General features: G+C 43.9%; 11 protein-coding genes. 9 read left to right on the top strand and 2 right to left on the bottom strand.

From position 1 onward, the window contains the following. Window positions 1-254: 254 nt before the first annotated feature. Together fadI and fadJ are read left to right on the top strand one after the other, a co-directional pair. On the top strand, window positions 255-1562 hold the full coding sequence (gene fadI, locus SJY39_RS25800; RefSeq protein WP_010439432.1) for an acetyl-CoA C-acyltransferase FadI: 1308 nt from the start codon (window positions 255-257) through the stop codon (window positions 1560-1562). Continuing rightward, window positions 1562-3790 carry a fatty acid oxidation complex subunit alpha FadJ gene (fadJ, locus tag SJY39_RS25795; RefSeq protein WP_016792935.1) on the top strand — a complete coding sequence of 743 codons (2229 nt, stop codon included), beginning with the start codon at window positions 1562-1564 and terminating at the stop codon, window positions 3788-3790. The genes fadI and fadJ overlap by 1 nt, the downstream gene beginning before the upstream one ends. A gap of 295 nt (window positions 3791-4085) precedes the next feature. Here the strand turns inward: fadJ and SJY39_RS25790 are convergent, their stop codons facing one another. Then, window positions 4086-6863 carry an insulinase family protein gene (locus SJY39_RS25790; protein ID WP_029189366.1) on the bottom strand — a complete coding sequence of 926 codons (2778 nt, stop codon included), beginning with the start codon at window positions 6861-6863 and terminating at the stop codon, window positions 4086-4088. A 304-nt stretch (window positions 6864-7167) separates the two neighbouring features. On the opposite strand from SJY39_RS25790, the gene sixA reads away from it, so the two are divergent. Further along, the gene (gene sixA / locus SJY39_RS25785; RefSeq protein WP_010439440.1) at window positions 7168-7632 is read left to right on the top strand and encodes a phosphohistidine phosphatase SixA; all 465 of its coding nucleotides are present in this window, start codon (window positions 7168-7170) and stop codon (window positions 7630-7632) included. 148 nt (window positions 7633-7780) lie between these two features. Here the strand turns inward: sixA and smrB are convergent, their stop codons facing one another. After that, window positions 7781-8311 (bottom strand): endonuclease SmrB, encoded by a 531-nt coding sequence (gene smrB / locus SJY39_RS25780; protein WP_010439442.1) that lies wholly within the window; start codon window positions 8309-8311, stop codon window positions 7781-7783. 62 nt (window positions 8312-8373) lie between these two features. On the opposite strand from smrB, the gene prmB reads away from it, so the two are divergent. The 6 genes from prmB to SJY39_RS25750 all read left to right on the top strand — a co-directional run bounded on the left by prmB (window position 8374) and on the right by SJY39_RS25750 (window position 15873). Next, window positions 8374-9306: a 50S ribosomal protein L3 N(5)-glutamine methyltransferase gene (gene prmB, locus SJY39_RS25775; RefSeq protein ID WP_010439444.1), complete on the top strand. Its 933-nt coding sequence runs from the start codon at window positions 8374-8376 to the stop codon at window positions 9304-9306. Between the two features lie 223 nt (window positions 9307-9529). After that, complete coding sequence (locus tag SJY39_RS25770) at window positions 9530-10171, top strand: LysE family translocator (RefSeq protein WP_010439447.1); 642 nt, start codon at window positions 9530-9532, stop codon at window positions 10169-10171. Between the two features lie 479 nt (window positions 10172-10650). Beyond that, window positions 10651-12108: a protein adenylyltransferase SelO gene (locus SJY39_RS25765; RefSeq protein WP_010439449.1), complete on the top strand. Its 1458-nt coding sequence runs from the start codon at window positions 10651-10653 to the stop codon at window positions 12106-12108. 159 nt (window positions 12109-12267) lie between these two features. Then, a complete protein-coding gene (locus SJY39_RS25760; protein WP_102297401.1) occupies window positions 12268-12996 on the top strand; it encodes a response regulator in 729 nt (242 codons plus the stop codon). A 73-nt stretch (window positions 12997-13069) separates the two neighbouring features. Next, window positions 13070-14515 (top strand): ATP-binding protein, encoded by a 1446-nt coding sequence (locus SJY39_RS25755; protein ID WP_010439452.1) that lies wholly within the window; start codon window positions 13070-13072, stop codon window positions 14513-14515. A gap of 110 nt (window positions 14516-14625) precedes the next feature. Next, window positions 14626-15873: an ABC transporter substrate-binding protein gene (locus SJY39_RS25750; protein WP_004736057.1), complete on the top strand. Its 1248-nt coding sequence runs from the start codon at window positions 14626-14628 to the stop codon at window positions 15871-15873. The last annotated feature ends 114 nt before the right edge of the window (window positions 15874-15987 follow it).

Here is a 15987-nt window from a genome sequence, read left to right as displayed (position 1 = left end):
TTCCGACCACACATCTTTGTGTGGTTTTTTTTTTGCCTCAAGAAAACAATCCCCAAACACTGTAGTAACAGTGCCCTTTAACAATAGTTTAGTCTCTTAGGACAACCTTTCACCCCAAAAGGTTCGCCTGAAGGTACAGTTAAATTTTCAAACAGTGAGATACTCGTATCACGTTTATTTAAACGCTTGTTTGATTTAATTAACAACTTCTTTACAATGCTTCAGGTCAGACCTCTTAACTTTAAGGAGAAACCATGGGCAAACAGGAAGTCAAAACCCGTTCTGGAGAACGTGTTGCCGTTGTCGCTGGATTACGAACCCCATTCGCTCGTCAGAGCACTGAATTTAGTCAAGTGCCTGCGGTCGACTTAGGAAAAATGGTCGTGAGTGAAATGCTTGCGAGAACAGATGTCGATCCTGCGCTAATTGAACAAGTTGTGTTTGGTCAAGTGGTACAGATGCCAGAAGCGCCAAATATTGCACGTGAAATTGTGCTTGGCACCGGCATGGATATTAATACCGATGCGTACAGTGTGACACGAGCTTGTGCAACTAGCTTTCAAGCGGCGGTTAACGTGACTGAGAGCATTATGGCGGGCACGATTGATGTCGGTATTGCCGGTGGTGCGGATTCCTCTTCTGTATTGCCTATCGGTGTTTCTAAGAAGTTGGCGGCAAATTTATTGGCGTTAAGCAAAACGAAAACTATGGGTCAAAAGCTGAAGATTCTTAAAACGCTTTCAGTGAAAGATCTAATGCCAGTCCCACCAGCTGTCGCTGAGTACTCAACAGGCCTTTCAATGGGTCAAACAGCAGAGCAGATGGCTAAAACCCATAGCATTACTCGTCAAGAGCAAGATGCACTCGCTCATCGATCTCATTCTTTGGCTTCTAAAGCCTGGAAAGAGGGGAAAATCAAAGATGAAGTGATGACTGCATTCCCAGCACCTTATAAAAAATACCTAGCTGAAGATAACAATATTCGCCACGACTCAACCGTTGAGGGTTACGCTAAATTACGCCCAGCATTTGATAGAAAGTACGGTAGTGTTACTGCAGCCAATGCTACACCGCTTACTGATGGTGGTGCAGCAGTGATGTTGATGCGAGAAGGCAAAGCAAAAGAACTAGGCTTAGAAGTGCTTGGTTATATCCGTGGTTATGCGTTTTCAGCGATTGGTGTTGAAACAGATATGTTGATGGGTCCAACTTACGCGACTTCTCAAGTGTTGAAGAACACAGGCCTCGAGCTTTCAGATTTGACGTTGATCGAGATGCACGAAGCATTTGCAGCCCAAGTTCTAGCTAACGTCAAAATGTTTGCAAGCGATGAATTTGCTCAGAAGAATTTAGATCGTGACAAAGCGATCGGTGAGATTGATATGGAGAAGTTCAACGTCCTGGGTAGCTCAATTGCTTATGGTCACCCGTTTGCAGCAACTGGCGCACGTATGATGACTCAAACATTACGTGAATTGAAACGTCGCGGTGGCGGCTTGGCACTGAATACAGCTTGTGCGGCTGGTGGTTTAGGTGCAGCAATGATCTTGGAGGTAGAATAATGTCTACGACTCTTGATGCAAAAAAAGAAAAAGAAGTAGTCACTCAACCAGACTCAGCGACTACCATTGAATCGAAAAATAGTGAACCAACCAATAAGAAAGCAGCGTTTTCTCTGAGTATCGATGATCAAGATATTGCATGGCTTGCGATCGATGTGCCAAACGAGAAAATGAACACACTGCAAGCCGCTTTTGCTGAAGAAATGAAAGCTATTTTTGAGCAGCTAAAAGAAAAGCAAAGTCGAGTTAAAGGCTTGATCGTACATTCATTGAAGCCAGATAACTTTATCGCTGGTGCTGATGTAAGAATGCTTGATGCGTGTAAAACGGCTGATGAAGCACAGTCTCTCGCTCGCCAAGGGCAGGAGATGTTCCAAACTCTGTCTGAACTGCCGTACCCAGTGGTTGCAGCGATACATGGCCCTTGTTTAGGCGGTGGTTTAGAGCTAGCTCTTTCCTGTGACTATCGCGTATGTACCGATTCAGACAAGACTCGTCTTGGTTTGCCAGAAGTCCAACTAGGTTTGTTGCCCGGCTCGGGCGGCACACAACGTCTTCCTCGCCTTATTGGTTTATTGCCATCTCTGGACTTAATCCTTACGGGTAAGCAGTTGCGTGCTAAGAAAGCAAAATCTTTAGGTGTAGTCGATGCTTGTGTTCCGGAAACTATCTTGCTCGAAGTGGCTAAAAGCTTTGTTGAAAAGAATGCTGGTAGCAAAAAAGGCAAACGCCTAGCGTCTCAAAATCAGGCTTCAACTAAAGAAAAGCTAATTTCACGTAATGGCCTTGGTCGTAAAGTGATTTTCGAACAAGCTTCTAAGAAAACTAATCAGAAAACACGCGGCAATTACCCAGCAGCAGATGCGATTCTTGATGTAATTCGTTATGGCCTCGAGAACGGCTTCGACAAAGGCCTTCAGTATGAAGCAAAGCGTTTCTCTGAGCTGGTGATGACTTCGGAATCCAAAGCCCTGCGTTCGATTTTCTTCGCAACCACTGAAATGAAAAAAGAGCACGGTGCAGACGCAGAGCCTAAAGCCGTTAAGCGTGTTGGGGTGTTGGGTGGTGGCCTAATGGGGGCTGGTATTAGCCATGTTAGTGTTGCTAAAGCTAAAGTGCCGGTTCGCATTAAAGACGTTTCCAACGAAGGCGTTCTGAACGCACTTAACTACAACTTTAAGTTGTTCGACAAGCAGCGTAAACGTCGCATTTTGAGTAAAGCTGAACTTGAAAGCAAAATGCTGCAGCTTTCTGGTGGCATCGATTTTACGAGCTTTAATCACACCGATGTCGTGATTGAAGCCGTATTTGAAGACCTTGATCTCAAGCAATCGATGATTGCCGACATTGAGGCGAATGCGAAACCTGAGACTATTTTTGCGACCAACACTTCTTCATTGCCAATCCACAAGATTGCAGAGAAGGCACAGCGACCAGAAAACGTTGTGGGCCTTCACTACTTCAGCCCAGCAGATAAAATGCCATTGGTTGAAGTTATTCCTCATGAAACAACGTCAGAAGAGACGATTTCGACAGTTGTGGCATTAGCGAAGAAGCAAGGCAAGACCCCGATTGTTGTTAAAGACACGGCTGGTTTTTATGTGAACCGTATTCTTGCTCCGTACATGAATGAAGCTGCGCACTTGTTACTGGCGAATGAGCCGATTGAAAAACTTGACAGCGTGTTACTGGATTTCGGTTTCCCGGTTGGCCCAATTACCTTGTTAGATGAGGTAGGTGTTGATATCGGAGCGAAGATTATTCCGATTTTAGTGAATGAACTCGGCGATCGTTTCCAAGGCCCTGATGTGTTCGATATTCTTTTAAATGACAACCGTAAAGGTCGTAAGAGTGGCAAAGGTTTCTACACTTACAAAGGTAAGAAGAAAGAAGTCGATAAGTCAGTTTACAAGCTGCTTAAGCTACAACCAGATCCTAAGTTGAGCGATAACGATATCGCAATGCGCTGTGTGCTTCCTATGCTAAACGAAGCGGTTCGCTGCCTGGATGATGGTATTATACGTAGTCCAAGAGACGGTGATATCGGTGCTATTTTCGGCATTGGTTTCCCGCCATTCTTAGGTGGGCCTTTCCGTTATATGGACCAAGTGGGCATTAAGTCACTGGTTGAGATGATGAACGATTTCGCTAAGAAGTACGGTGATCGTTTCGCACCATGTGATGGCCTACTGACACGTGCTGGTTTGGATGAGTCTTTTTATAAGTAACTCTCTAGTACGCTAATTATTGAGCCCGCATCAAGTTGATGCGGGCTTTTCTGTTTTATGGGTGAGCGAAAGGAATGAGATTCTCGATTCAATTGTTCCTCTTTCTCGGGAATAACGAGCGAGAGACAAAAAGTAAGTTATTGCGTTGATAAATGAGGGGGCAAACACATCTCAATCAAAACTATCGTCATCTCCTAAAGCGACGAAGGAGCGTAATAGGAGATCTGCTTTTATATTGCCCCAATAAAAAAGGTTGATGCATCCGCATCAACCTTCGGTTTTTTATCTAGAATTACTAGCCAAGTTCAGTATCTTTCGGACGTAACTGAAACTCATCAATAGAGCCTATTTCCACACCTGCGGACAGCTTTTCTTCTTCATGGTGTGCATTACCTTGCGCGTGCATAATCAGACGATTTGCCGTACGAGGTTTAAGTTGACTGACCACAAAACGCATCATGTCCGAGCGAGTCAGCTCTTTGAGCTCTTCTAGTACGCGATCCCTTTGGTTGAATTCCAAATCTTTATTGCCAATCGCAACCCATAAGCGCTGAGCTCTACCTCGTAAAGTCGTATCTGGCGTTGAAATCTGATTCCAAAGCCCGCGTTTGCTGCTGTGCCATTGATAGTCATTAAGTTCCAACAACACCATATAAAAGGCATTGAGGAATTCATCTATAGAAGCTAACAAGTCTGCTGGAGCTGCATTAGGCGACTGCACGTAAAGTACAATACCTGGGTGCCGGTTCAGCGGCATGTTGCCAGTGCCGACCATATAGCCTAGTTGCTGCTTGGTGCGAATCTCATGGAAGAACGTAGCTGACATCAAGTGGTTTGCCAACGAATACAGTGCAATGTTTTTAGGTGAGATATCCGGACATTGGTAGTAAACCACAATTGCCGAATCATCTTGATTACACACAACTTCACGTTGGAAACTGCCGTTTTCACCAAGCATTATTAATGGACGCAATGACTCTTCGTAAGCCTGATCTTGAACACGCAGTGCATCTTTAAGTGTTTCAGCCATCTTATAAGCATCAGCTTGTCGCCAATCGCCATACACAAACATTTCTACGTGCAGTTCTGCCAAGATAGCTTGAACAAAGGAAGAAAGCTCATCGACCTCTATCGTTTCCAAGGCTTCTATCAAAACGGAATAGGGTGGGTTGTTTGGCTGAAGTATTCCAGTCATCGCATTAAATAGCTGAGAAATAGGACGATCTTGCGATGCGTTGTTCCAGTTTCTGAGCAATTGATGCTTGATCGTTTCGAAGCGTGTTGGACTAAAGTTACGAGCTTGGAAATGTTCAAGGATCATATTGAGCAACTGTGGCTGCTTCTCGCTGAACCCAGAAAGAGTCAGAGTCACGCCGCCTTGATGGGTATACATGTTGTAACCCATACCAGCAATTTCAGCCTGATAGGTATCTTTTTCAAGTGAGTCCAAAAACATTTCTACGCATAGGCGAGTTTTTACGATGTTTCTCGGGCTAGCTACCGAATGAGGGCTGTCGATAGCAATATATACGACACCTTTAGGCACTCGAAACTGATGGTCTTGTAGGTGCCATAGTTTAAAGCCGTCAAGCTCTTCCAATAGTTGTGGGTGTTCAGCGTTGCCTTCGATCTCAGCCGGATCGAGGTCATAGCAAATAAATGGGTTTTTGCTGGGTAGCTCAAACTGCCAACCGGGATTTATGCACATAAAACACTGAGTTTGCTCTGTGCTGAAAGGCGTGACCGAGTAGGGCGTAAAGTACCACTTTGCTTCTCTATCGTATTCCAAACCTTGAGCAACGATGGTCGCACGCATGTTTTCGACAGATAGGTAAGAAAGCAAAGAACGTTGTAACTCTTCGTCAAAATGCGACATTTTATAATCGCCATACACCACGTCTTGCTCTTGGTAGTGCTGCATGTTGATCACGAGGTGACTGACAACATCGAGTGGCCGTGCTGGTTCTTGAAAGCGGAATGCAGATTCTAAAACCGCGCGCTTTTCTAAATAGCGCCACTCTTCAATGCCTTGTTGTTCGATCAGTTTGATGTATTGAAACACCGCTTGGATAATATGGTCTGTTTTGGTCAAACCTTCGATGGTCAATGAACAACTCACAGTGAAATCACGATAGTTACTGCCGCTTGCGCCGCCACCAGCTGAGAGTGAGGTTATCCAACCTTTCTCTTTTAACTGCATCATCAAGCTACCTTCCCCTTCATAACCTAAAAGGTGTGCAAAGAATGACAATGGCTTAATACCATAGTGCTCATCCATGCTTGGCATCGGGAAGGTTAAAATCAGTTTGCGAACTTCTTTTATTGGCTCAACGTGGACCTGTACGCCCGTGCTTAACTCGCCAATAATAGGCACTTCAACCTTTTTACCTTGTAGATTGTGATTGGTGATTGAGTTAAAACGATTCTCCACCCAACTTTGCATCTCATCTAATGATTGGTTGCCAGACAATGTCAGTGTCATTAAATCTGCAGAGTACTGTTGCTGGTGGAAAGCTAAGATCTCTTGTCGAATTGTTTCACCGTTTCTGTCACCTAACGTATCGATATTACCGACAGAAAACTTCGAGAATGGGTGATTGTGGTTCACTAATTCTTTGGTAACTTGGTACAAGCGTCGTGAGTCATCATTGAGTTTCATCTTGTACTCAGAATCCACCGCTTGGCGTTCTTTATCTAGTGCTTCTTCGTTAAAAAGTGGTGCTGTAAAAAATTGGCTGAATCGATCGAGTGCTGTTTCAAATGCATTCAATTCGACATCAAAAAAGAAGCAGGTATGTTCTGTTCCGGTCCAAGCGTTGTTACTACCGCCATGTTGGCTGATAAAACTTTGGAACTCTCCGACCTTTGGATACTTTTCAGTTCCCAAAAATAGCATATGCTCTAAGTAGTGAGCTAACCCCTCTCGGTCTGCAGGGTCATCAAAGTGCCCAACATTAACGGCGAGTGCGGCTGCAGCTTTTTGAGCGTTTTGATCTTGAACTAACATTACTCGCAATCCGTTATTTAGCGTTAGGTAACGGTATTGATGTTCATCATTAGGGCTTAAATGCACAGAAGCATCTCCAGAGAAGGTGGTTTTTAAATTATGTACGTGATGATTTGAGGTGCAAACCTTGCGTTCATATTTTGGGATATCAAGAGCTTTTTGGCGACTTCTAAATCACTTTTATCGATTTTTATCAGTGATTTATTTTCTTTTAATAAGATTGTTAAGAAAGTCGGACTCTTTAGCAAGTGACTTGATATAATTATTTATATAGACTGCGGATTCTCTGGATTGAGAGCCAAACGCTAAGTAGCGTATCGCTGATATGGGATATATCGACTTTCGAAATGTTACGTAGACAGGACTGAACATGAAAATATTCATAATGCGCCACGGTGAAGCAGAACATTTTGCTAACTCGGATGCAGAACGAGCGTTAACGAAGCGCGGCAAAATGGCGTCTCTTGCGGTGGCACAAGCTGCAAATGAGCAAGGGTTCAGCCAGTTCGATAAAGTGCTTGTGAGCCCATATCTAAGGGCACAAGAAACATGGTTAGAGATCTCTCAGGCGTTTTCTGGAAAAAAAGTAGAAACCTGTGATGATATTACCCCTTATGGTATGTCCGACGATGTGTTTGATTTGGCTTTAGCTATGGCTGAAGTAGAAAAACTAGAGACCATTTTATTTGTTTCTCATTTACCTCTAGTTGGCTACTTAACCGCAGAGTTCGCGACAGGCATGGCACCGCCCATGTTTCCGACTTCTGGTTTAGCTTGTATTGAATTTGACCTTGAGACACAAAAGGGCGAGTTGCTTTGGAACATTAATCCATAGGCTGACAAAGCTTGGTGAAATCCTAAAGACAACAATAAGCAAAGATAAATAGAAAGGGCACCTCAATCATATTGAGGTGCCCTTTGTTGTTTTGGCTTTGGGGGAAGGAGTTAATCGGTAACAAGTAAACCCGTCGAGTAAATGAGAGTTACTTCTCAGGAATTGAAAGCAAAACCAGTAGTGCGCCATTACCACCAAATTCTAAAGGTGCTTGGTGAAAAGCCATTACATCTGGGTGTTGTGCTAACCACAAAGGCACTTTTTGTTTAAGAATGTGCTTACCGATACCATGTTGCACGCAAGCACAAGCTACGCTCTCTTTAATACAGTGAGCAATCATAGCTCCTAGTTCGCGCTTTGCTTCTTGTTGTGTCATACCATGCATATCTAGGTACACGTCAGGCACGTAAACACCGCGACGCAGTCGCTTGACTTCGTATTTAGAGACATCATCACGCGCATAGCGTGTTGGCCCTTCCTCACTAAGGTGCGGAATGAACTCGTCAGAGAAATAAAACTCGCTATCGCTGGCTTGTCTTGCCGTTCGAGTAATTTCTTTTTGTTTGGCATTTCTTTTTGGCTGCTGGACTATGGTATCCTGTTGCAACTTTTTAACGCCCTTTACTGCATCGTTGAACAGGGCGAAATCGTCATCAAAGTCGGTGTCTTTTTTGCTCATCAGGTTATGAATTCTAATTAGAAACGTAATTAGCAGTATTGTAGCGCTTTTCGGAGACAATTTTGGATAAGATTTTTGTAGAAGAAGCGGTATCAGAACTACACACGCTTCAAGATGTGATTCGTTGGACTGTTAGCCGCTTTAACGCAGCGGGCCTATTTTATGGTCACGGCACTGATAACGCGTGGGATGAGGCGGTACAACTTATTTTACCTACTCTTTATCTACCGATTGATGTTCCCTCGCACGTTATGAACTCTCGTCTAACGAGCAGCGAGCGTTTACGCATCGTTGAACGTGTGATCAAGCGTATCAATGATCGTACACCAACGGCTTACCTAACCAATAAAGCTTGGTTCTGTGGCCTTGAGTTTTTTGTTGATGAGCGTGTTCTTGTGCCTCGCTCTCCAATTGGTGAATTGATCGAAGCTCAGTTCCAACCATGGTTAACTGAAGAACCAGTTCGTATCATGGATATGTGTACGGGTAGTGGTTGTATTGCTATCGCATGTGCTCACGCTTTCCCAGATGCTGAAGTTGACGCGATTGATATCTCGACGGATGCACTACAAGTTGCAGAGCAGAACGTTCAAGATCACGGCATGGAGCAACAAGTATTCCCAATCCGTTCAGATCTTTTCCGTGATTTGCCTAAAGAGAAATACAACCTGATCGTATCGAACCCACCTTACGTGGACGAAGAAGATATGAACAGCCTACCGGAAGAGTTTACTCATGAGCCGGAACTTGGCCTAGCAGCGGGTACTGATGGCCTTAAACTGGTTCGCCGTATTCTGTCTAACGCACCAGATTACCTAACTGATGATGGTATCTTGATCTGTGAAGTGGGTAACTCAATGGTTCACATGATGGACCAATACCCTGAGATTCCATTCACTTGGATTGAGTTCTCAAATGGTGGCCATGGCGTATTCATGATCACTCGCGAGCAGTTAGTGGCTTGTGCAGATGAGTTTTCAATCTACAAAGACTAAACCGTTTTAGTTAGATAGGGATATCAGTTAACAACTGAATAAACCCTCTCGGTATTAATTCAAACGCCATACAGCAATGTATGGCGTTTTTTATTGTCCACATTGAGGCTGTTTGCGCTTAGAGCGAAGATGTTACGCTCAGTATTTAGTTGCTTAATATGAATAATTATTACATATTGATGCTTAATATTTAGACGTTCTAGTGAGTTAAGGAGAATTCGCGATGAGTTTTGATACATGGATTTATTATTTACTAGCAGTGCTGATACTGACAGCTTCACCTGGGCCAAGTTCTTTATTGTGCATGACCAAGGGTGTGCAGTCTGGTTTTAAGTTATCAATATTTACTGCCTTGGGTAGCTTGACCGCGATTACCGGAATTCTTACGTTATCGTTTACCGGTTTGGGTGTGATTATCGCTTCGTCGGAACTGGTTTTTAACATTATCAAATGGACTGGTGCTGCCTATCTTATCTACCTTGGTTGGAAATCATTACGTTCTAGCCAGCAAGATTATGACAAATTATCGAATCAAAAAGCAGATTCTCAATCTGTTAAAGAGAGCGCTGCAAAGCATTATGTCAGTGGTTTTATTGTTGGTGCGAGTAACCCTAAAGCGATTTTGTTTTTTACCGCACTTTTCCCACAGTTTATTGATCCTTCAATAGCACTTCTTCCTCAGTTTGCTGTGTTCGCTTTGACCTTCGCTGTGATGGAGTTATCTTGGTTATTGGTTTACGCCTATCTAGGAGCTAAATCATCTAATTGGTTGTTCGCTAAAGGTAGAGCCAAGGTTTTTAATCGTGTGACTGGTGGTGTCTTTATTGGTGCTGGTGCACTGCTTTCGACGACAAGCCGAGCATAACTTTCTGTTTTATAATAGAGGTGAATGATTACGGAATATTCTTGATGCTGTAATAAAAGGTTAATATTAATGTGCTTGCTGATATCGGCATAAAGTCGATATATTGGTGTTACACCATCACGTTCTCAAGGAGATACATATGCAGCATCAAGAAATGATTCAACACAGTAACTTTGGCGTAATCAGTCGTACTTGGATTTTCTCTACTCTTTCTCTTCTGGGTATTCTCGCTCTAATGTAGCCTGCTTTTCGGCTCTATATTTTCAGTTTTTATTATGAATACACTTTTCAAAAAGTCTTCAAAGTCAGAACTCTTATTCTCGTAAATGTGGCTCTTCTCATCAGTCTAGCCACCTAATTTTTCTCTTCGCAAAGCAGTCAAGTCCTTTTCGCTCAACAAACTAGACACGTAAGCCAATCTGAAGTTGTTACTAAACTGTGATAATCTTAAGTTATCTTTTATCTACAGTGTGCCTCTCATGTCTGTCTGGGATTCTATTTCATTTAACAATCGATTTACTGCATTACCTCGACTGTTCTATACCCCAATTCAACCTACACCGCTCAGTAATGTTCAATGGCTCTCATGGAACCATAACCTTGCGAATGAACTCGGCTTTCCGTCATTTGAAGATGCTTCTGAGGAATTGCTTGAGACGTTATCGGGCAATGTTGAACCTGATCAATTCTCACCAGTAGCAATGAAATACGCTGGCCATCAGTTTGGCTCTTATAACCCTGATTTAGGTGATGGAAGAGGGTTGTTATTAGCTCAAGTTGTTGCTAAATGTGGTGAAACGTTCGACTTACACCTTAAAGGTGCAGGTAAAACGCCTTATTCTCGTATGGGTGACGGGCGCGCTGTTATTCGTTCAACTGTACGTGAGTACCTGTGTAGTGAAGCAATGGCAGGGCTTAATATCCCAACCACACGTGCATTAGCCATGATGACCAGTGACACGCCAGTTTACCGCGAGAAGCAAGAGTGGGGCGCATTGTTGGTGCGTGCTGCTGAATCACACATCCGTTTCGGTCACTTTGAACACCTTTTTTATACCAATCAATTGGCTGAGCATAAGTTGTTGGCCGATAAAGTGATTGAATGGCACTTCCCTGAGTGTTTGGATGCTGAGAAACCTTACGCTGCTATGTTTAACCTGATTGTTGACCGCACCGCAGAAATGGTGGCCTTGTGGCAAGCGAATGGTTTTGCTCATGGGGTGATGAACACCGATAACATGTCGATCATCGGGCAAACCTTCGATTACGGCCCGTTTGCATTTCTTGATGAATATGATCCTCGCTTGATCTGCAACCATTCCGATTATCAAGGTCGTTATGCTTTCAATCAGCAACCTCGAATTGGATTGTGGAACCTATCGGCACTGGCTCACTCACTTTCTCCGTTGGTGGATAAGGCCGACTTAGAGGCGGCGTTAGAGCAGTACGAACCACAAATGAACGGTTATTTCAGTCAGATGATGCGTCGTAAGTTAGGGCTGCTTTCGAAACAAGAGGGCGATAGTCGTTTGTTTGAATCTATGTTCGAGCTGATGTCGCAAAACAAAGTCGATTACCCAAGGTTCTTTAGGACACTGTCGAACCTAGATACATTGAAGCCTCAAGACGTGATTGATTTGGTTATCGATCGCGAGGCCGCGAAGCTATGGGTAGATAACTATTTACAGCGCTGCGAATTAGAAGAGAGTTCAGTGGTAAAGCGCTGCGAAAACATGCGACAGGTAAACCCGAAATACATTCTCAGAAACTATCTAGCTCAACTAGCTATCGATAAAGCTGAGCGCGGTGATAGTAGCGACATTGACGCTTTGATGGTGGTGCTTGCAAACCCTTATGCGGAACATCCGGACTATGAACATCTAGCGGCTCTACCTCCTGAGTGGGGCAAAGCCATGGAGATCAGCTGCTCGTCATAATCAACCAATAGCGGATTAAGCCGTTAAGATTCAGATAGAGGTCACTAAGTTGTGATCTTTATCTGTTTGTTCTTCTAACTTTACAAACATGTCAATAATCAAACAATCGGCCAGCCTATACACTATGTGAATAAGTTGTAAATTTAATAGGTTTGGGCGATGCCAACAAATACTCGAATTCTCGTGGTGGATGATGATCAAGAAATCCGCGAACTGCTGGAAGAGTACCTCACAAAATCTGGTTTCGATGTTTCTTCTGTGGGAGATGGTGTTGAACTAGAAGCTCATTTGCAAAAGCAAGGTTATCCAGATCTGATTCTGCTTGATGTGATGCTACCCGGTGATGATGGTTTTACCTTGTGCCAACGAGTCCGCAAACGATCCAATGTGCCAATCATCATGCTAACGGCGGTATCGGATGAAACCGACCAGATTATCGGTTTAGAAATTGGTGCCGATGACTACATCGCCAAACCGTTTAGCCCTCGTCAGTTAATGGCTCGTATTAAAGCGTTATTACGACGTGTTCAAGTGGTGGATGACAAGCCAAGCGATGCACTACCAAAGCAGATCATTTTTGGTGACTGGACTCTCGATACGCTCGCGCATCGAATCTCTCACAATGAAAACTCAGAAGAGATGGACTTGTCGGGCAGCGACTTTTCATTGTTAATGTTGTTTTTAACTCGTCCAAACGAAGTTCTAGATCGTGACACCATATCTTTTGCTACTAGAGGTCGTGAAGCGCTGCCTTTTGAACGTGGCATTGATGTACAGCTTAGTCGCCTGAGAAGTCGATTGGGCGATAGCGGAAAATATCCTCACTACATCAAAACCATGCGCGGTAACGGCTATATTCTCGCTGTGTCTGTTCAGTATGAACACTAAGCATGACTTACTGTTAATGAACTAATGCTAATAGAGTCATTTCCAATGAAGTATTCCGGATAAAGTATCTCGCATGAAGTGGTTGAGTAGATTAAAACCAAACTCCTTGGTCGCAAGAACATTGTTGCTGACCTTGTTAGCCGTTGTGATTGCTCAAGGTATCGCTACATCTATTTGGTATAGCGAATCCAAACACAAAGAACTGGAGGGGATTCGTTCTGCCTCGTCGAGCATGGCAAACATGTTTGCCTCAACGGTGACTTTCTTCCAATCTTTGCCCGTCAAGTATCGTCATATCGTATTAGATCAGATCCGCAATATGGGCGGTACGCGCTTCTTCGTTTCTTTCAATAAAGAGGCTTTGATTGTTGAGCCTATCCCTGACACCCGCTTAAAAACCGCATCGATAGAAGCGATAGAAAGTGTTTTAAGTAGCAAGCTCAATAAAGTCGAATCGGTAAGGGTCGACTTTTCGCGACCTGAGCATCTTCGTTTGCTTAAAAATGATATCTATTTAAGCGACCTCCCGCGATCGTGGGCACATCATACTCTAACGTTAGAACCTCTCAATCCTCCTATTCTGGTTGTCCAAATAGAATTAAAGAGCCATGAATGGGTCTATATTGCGGCGTTGTTGCCTGCGCCTTATGTAAAGCTCGACGATACAATTCTCGGTCGGGAACAGGTGATTTTCTTAGTATCTTCAACGCTCATTCTGCTTGTACTTACCTATTTTATGATTCGTCGCCAAGTGCGTCCTCTCAAAAAGTTAGCAAGAGCGGCTAATGAAATGAGTATGGATATTCAGCAGCCTCCGCTTAACGAAGAAGGGGCAACAGAACTGGTCACCGCGACCCGAGCTTTTAATCGCATGCAGCAACGGATTCGTCGCTATGTTGCCGACCGTGAACATCTTTTCTCTGCTATTTCTCATGACTTAAAGACACCTATCACCCGACTCAGGTTACGGGCAGAATTGTTGGAAAGTGAAGTAAAGAAAGACAAATTCAATAAAGATCTTGATGAGCTTGAGATGATGGTTAAAGGTGCTCTTCAGGCTGTGAGAGACACAGACCTTCATGAAAACAATGCCATTATCGATCTCAACGAGATGATGCTCTCTGTAATTGAACTGCACAACCAACATCAAACCTTAGTTGAGTTTGAGCCGTCCGTGGTTGAACCGTTAGTCGCCAAACCATTAGCCATAAAACGTGTGCTGACCAACCTCATAGATAATGCGGTGAAATATGGGAAATCAGCTGAGGTAGATATCGGTAGTGATTCTGTATGGGTGGTTGTGACGATTCAAGATCACGGTAAGGGTATCCCTGAAGACAAGTTAGAGTTGGTTTTCGAACCCTACTTTAGGCTCGCAACCGATGACCAAGGACACGGACTTGGCCTCGGGATCTGCCGAAATATTCTGCATGGACACGGCGGAGATCTCATTATTCGCAACTGCCCTCAAGGTGGTTTAGAAGCCAAAGTCTATATACCAAGAGGCTTAGAAGTATAATGTAACAATTGTGTTACATAAGTCTTACCTTTTGTTTCAATCCTAAAAATCAAAATAAGTAGACTCTTTATTGAACCGGACGTCGAGTCCGCTAAACATGGAAGATTATAATGAAAATCAATAAAACCCTACTTACTCTATCTCTTCTTGCTGCCTCAACATTTTCTCAAGCTGGTGAAGTGGAAGTGCTTCACTGGTGGACTGCCGGTGGCGAAGCGAAATCCGCTGCGGTACTGAAAGAGATGATTGAAGAACAAGGCCATACTTGGAAAGATTTTGCAGTGGCTGGTGGCGGCGGTGAAAGTGCGATGACCGTTTTAAAAACGCGAGCAGTATCAGGCAACCCACCATCTGCAGCGCAGATCAAAGGTCATGATATTCAGGAGTGGGGTGGTTTAGGTTTTCTAACGTCTCTCGATGCAACAGCGAAACAAGAACAGTGGGATGAACTACTACCAGAAGTAGTGACTAAAGTGATGAAGTGGGATGGTGAATATGTCGCGGTTCCTGTTAACGTTCACCGTGTTAACTGGCTTTGGGCTAACCCTGTTGTTTTAGAAAAGTCAGGCGTTACGGTTCCAACTACGTTAGATGAGTTCTTTGTTGCTGCAGACAAGATTAAAGCGGCTGGCTTTATTCCACTGGCTCATGGTGGCCAGCCTTGGCAAGACGCGACGGTATTCGAAGCAGTAGCACTTGATGTATTAGGCAGTGAAGATTACAACAAAGCGTTCGTTGATCTTGATATGGATGTGTTATCTGGCGACAAGATGGTGGAAGTCTTCACCAAGTTCAAAAAGATGCGTGACTACATCGACAGCAACTCTCCCGGTCGTGATTGGAACGTAGCAACGTCAATGGTTATCAATGGCGAAGCCGCGATGCAAATCATGGGTGATTGGGCGAAAGGTGAATTTACTGCGGCAGGTAAAGTGCCGGGTAAAGATTACATCTGTGCACCAGCTCCAGGTACTGACGGTCAATTTACCTTCAATATCGATAGCTTTGCGTTCTTTGAGTTAAGTGACAAAGAGAACCAAAAAGCGCAGCAAGACCTGGCAAAAACTATTCTTACCAAAGATTTCCAAGAAGTCTTTAACCTTAACAAAGGTTCTATCCCTGTACGTCTAGATATGGATATGTCTAAGTTTGACCAATGTGCGTTGGACTCAATGGCAACCTTCAAAGCAAGTGCTGAATCGGGCGATCTTGTTCCGAGTATGGCTCACGGCCTAGCGACAACAAGCTACGCTCAAGGCGCTATCTATGACGTAGTGACCAATTTCTTCAATGAGAAAGATGCCGATCCGAAACAAGCGGCAGCTAAGTTAGCAAAAGCAGTGAAAGCGGCTATCTAATCAAACTTGATAAGTGACACACAACGCACGTGAGTGTCGGGTTGTGTTGCTTTATCGAACCCCCAGGGTGGGTAGGCTCGTAGGGAGCCTATCTGCTCTTCACTCCCAATTCTA

The organism is Vibrio sp. R78045 (assembly GCF_042466085.1).
Lineage (GTDB): Bacteria > Pseudomonadota > Gammaproteobacteria > Enterobacterales > Vibrionaceae > Vibrio > Vibrio cyclitrophicus.
Note: the sequence above shows the minus strand (reverse complement) of the source record. Positions and strands in the feature narration are given on the sequence as shown.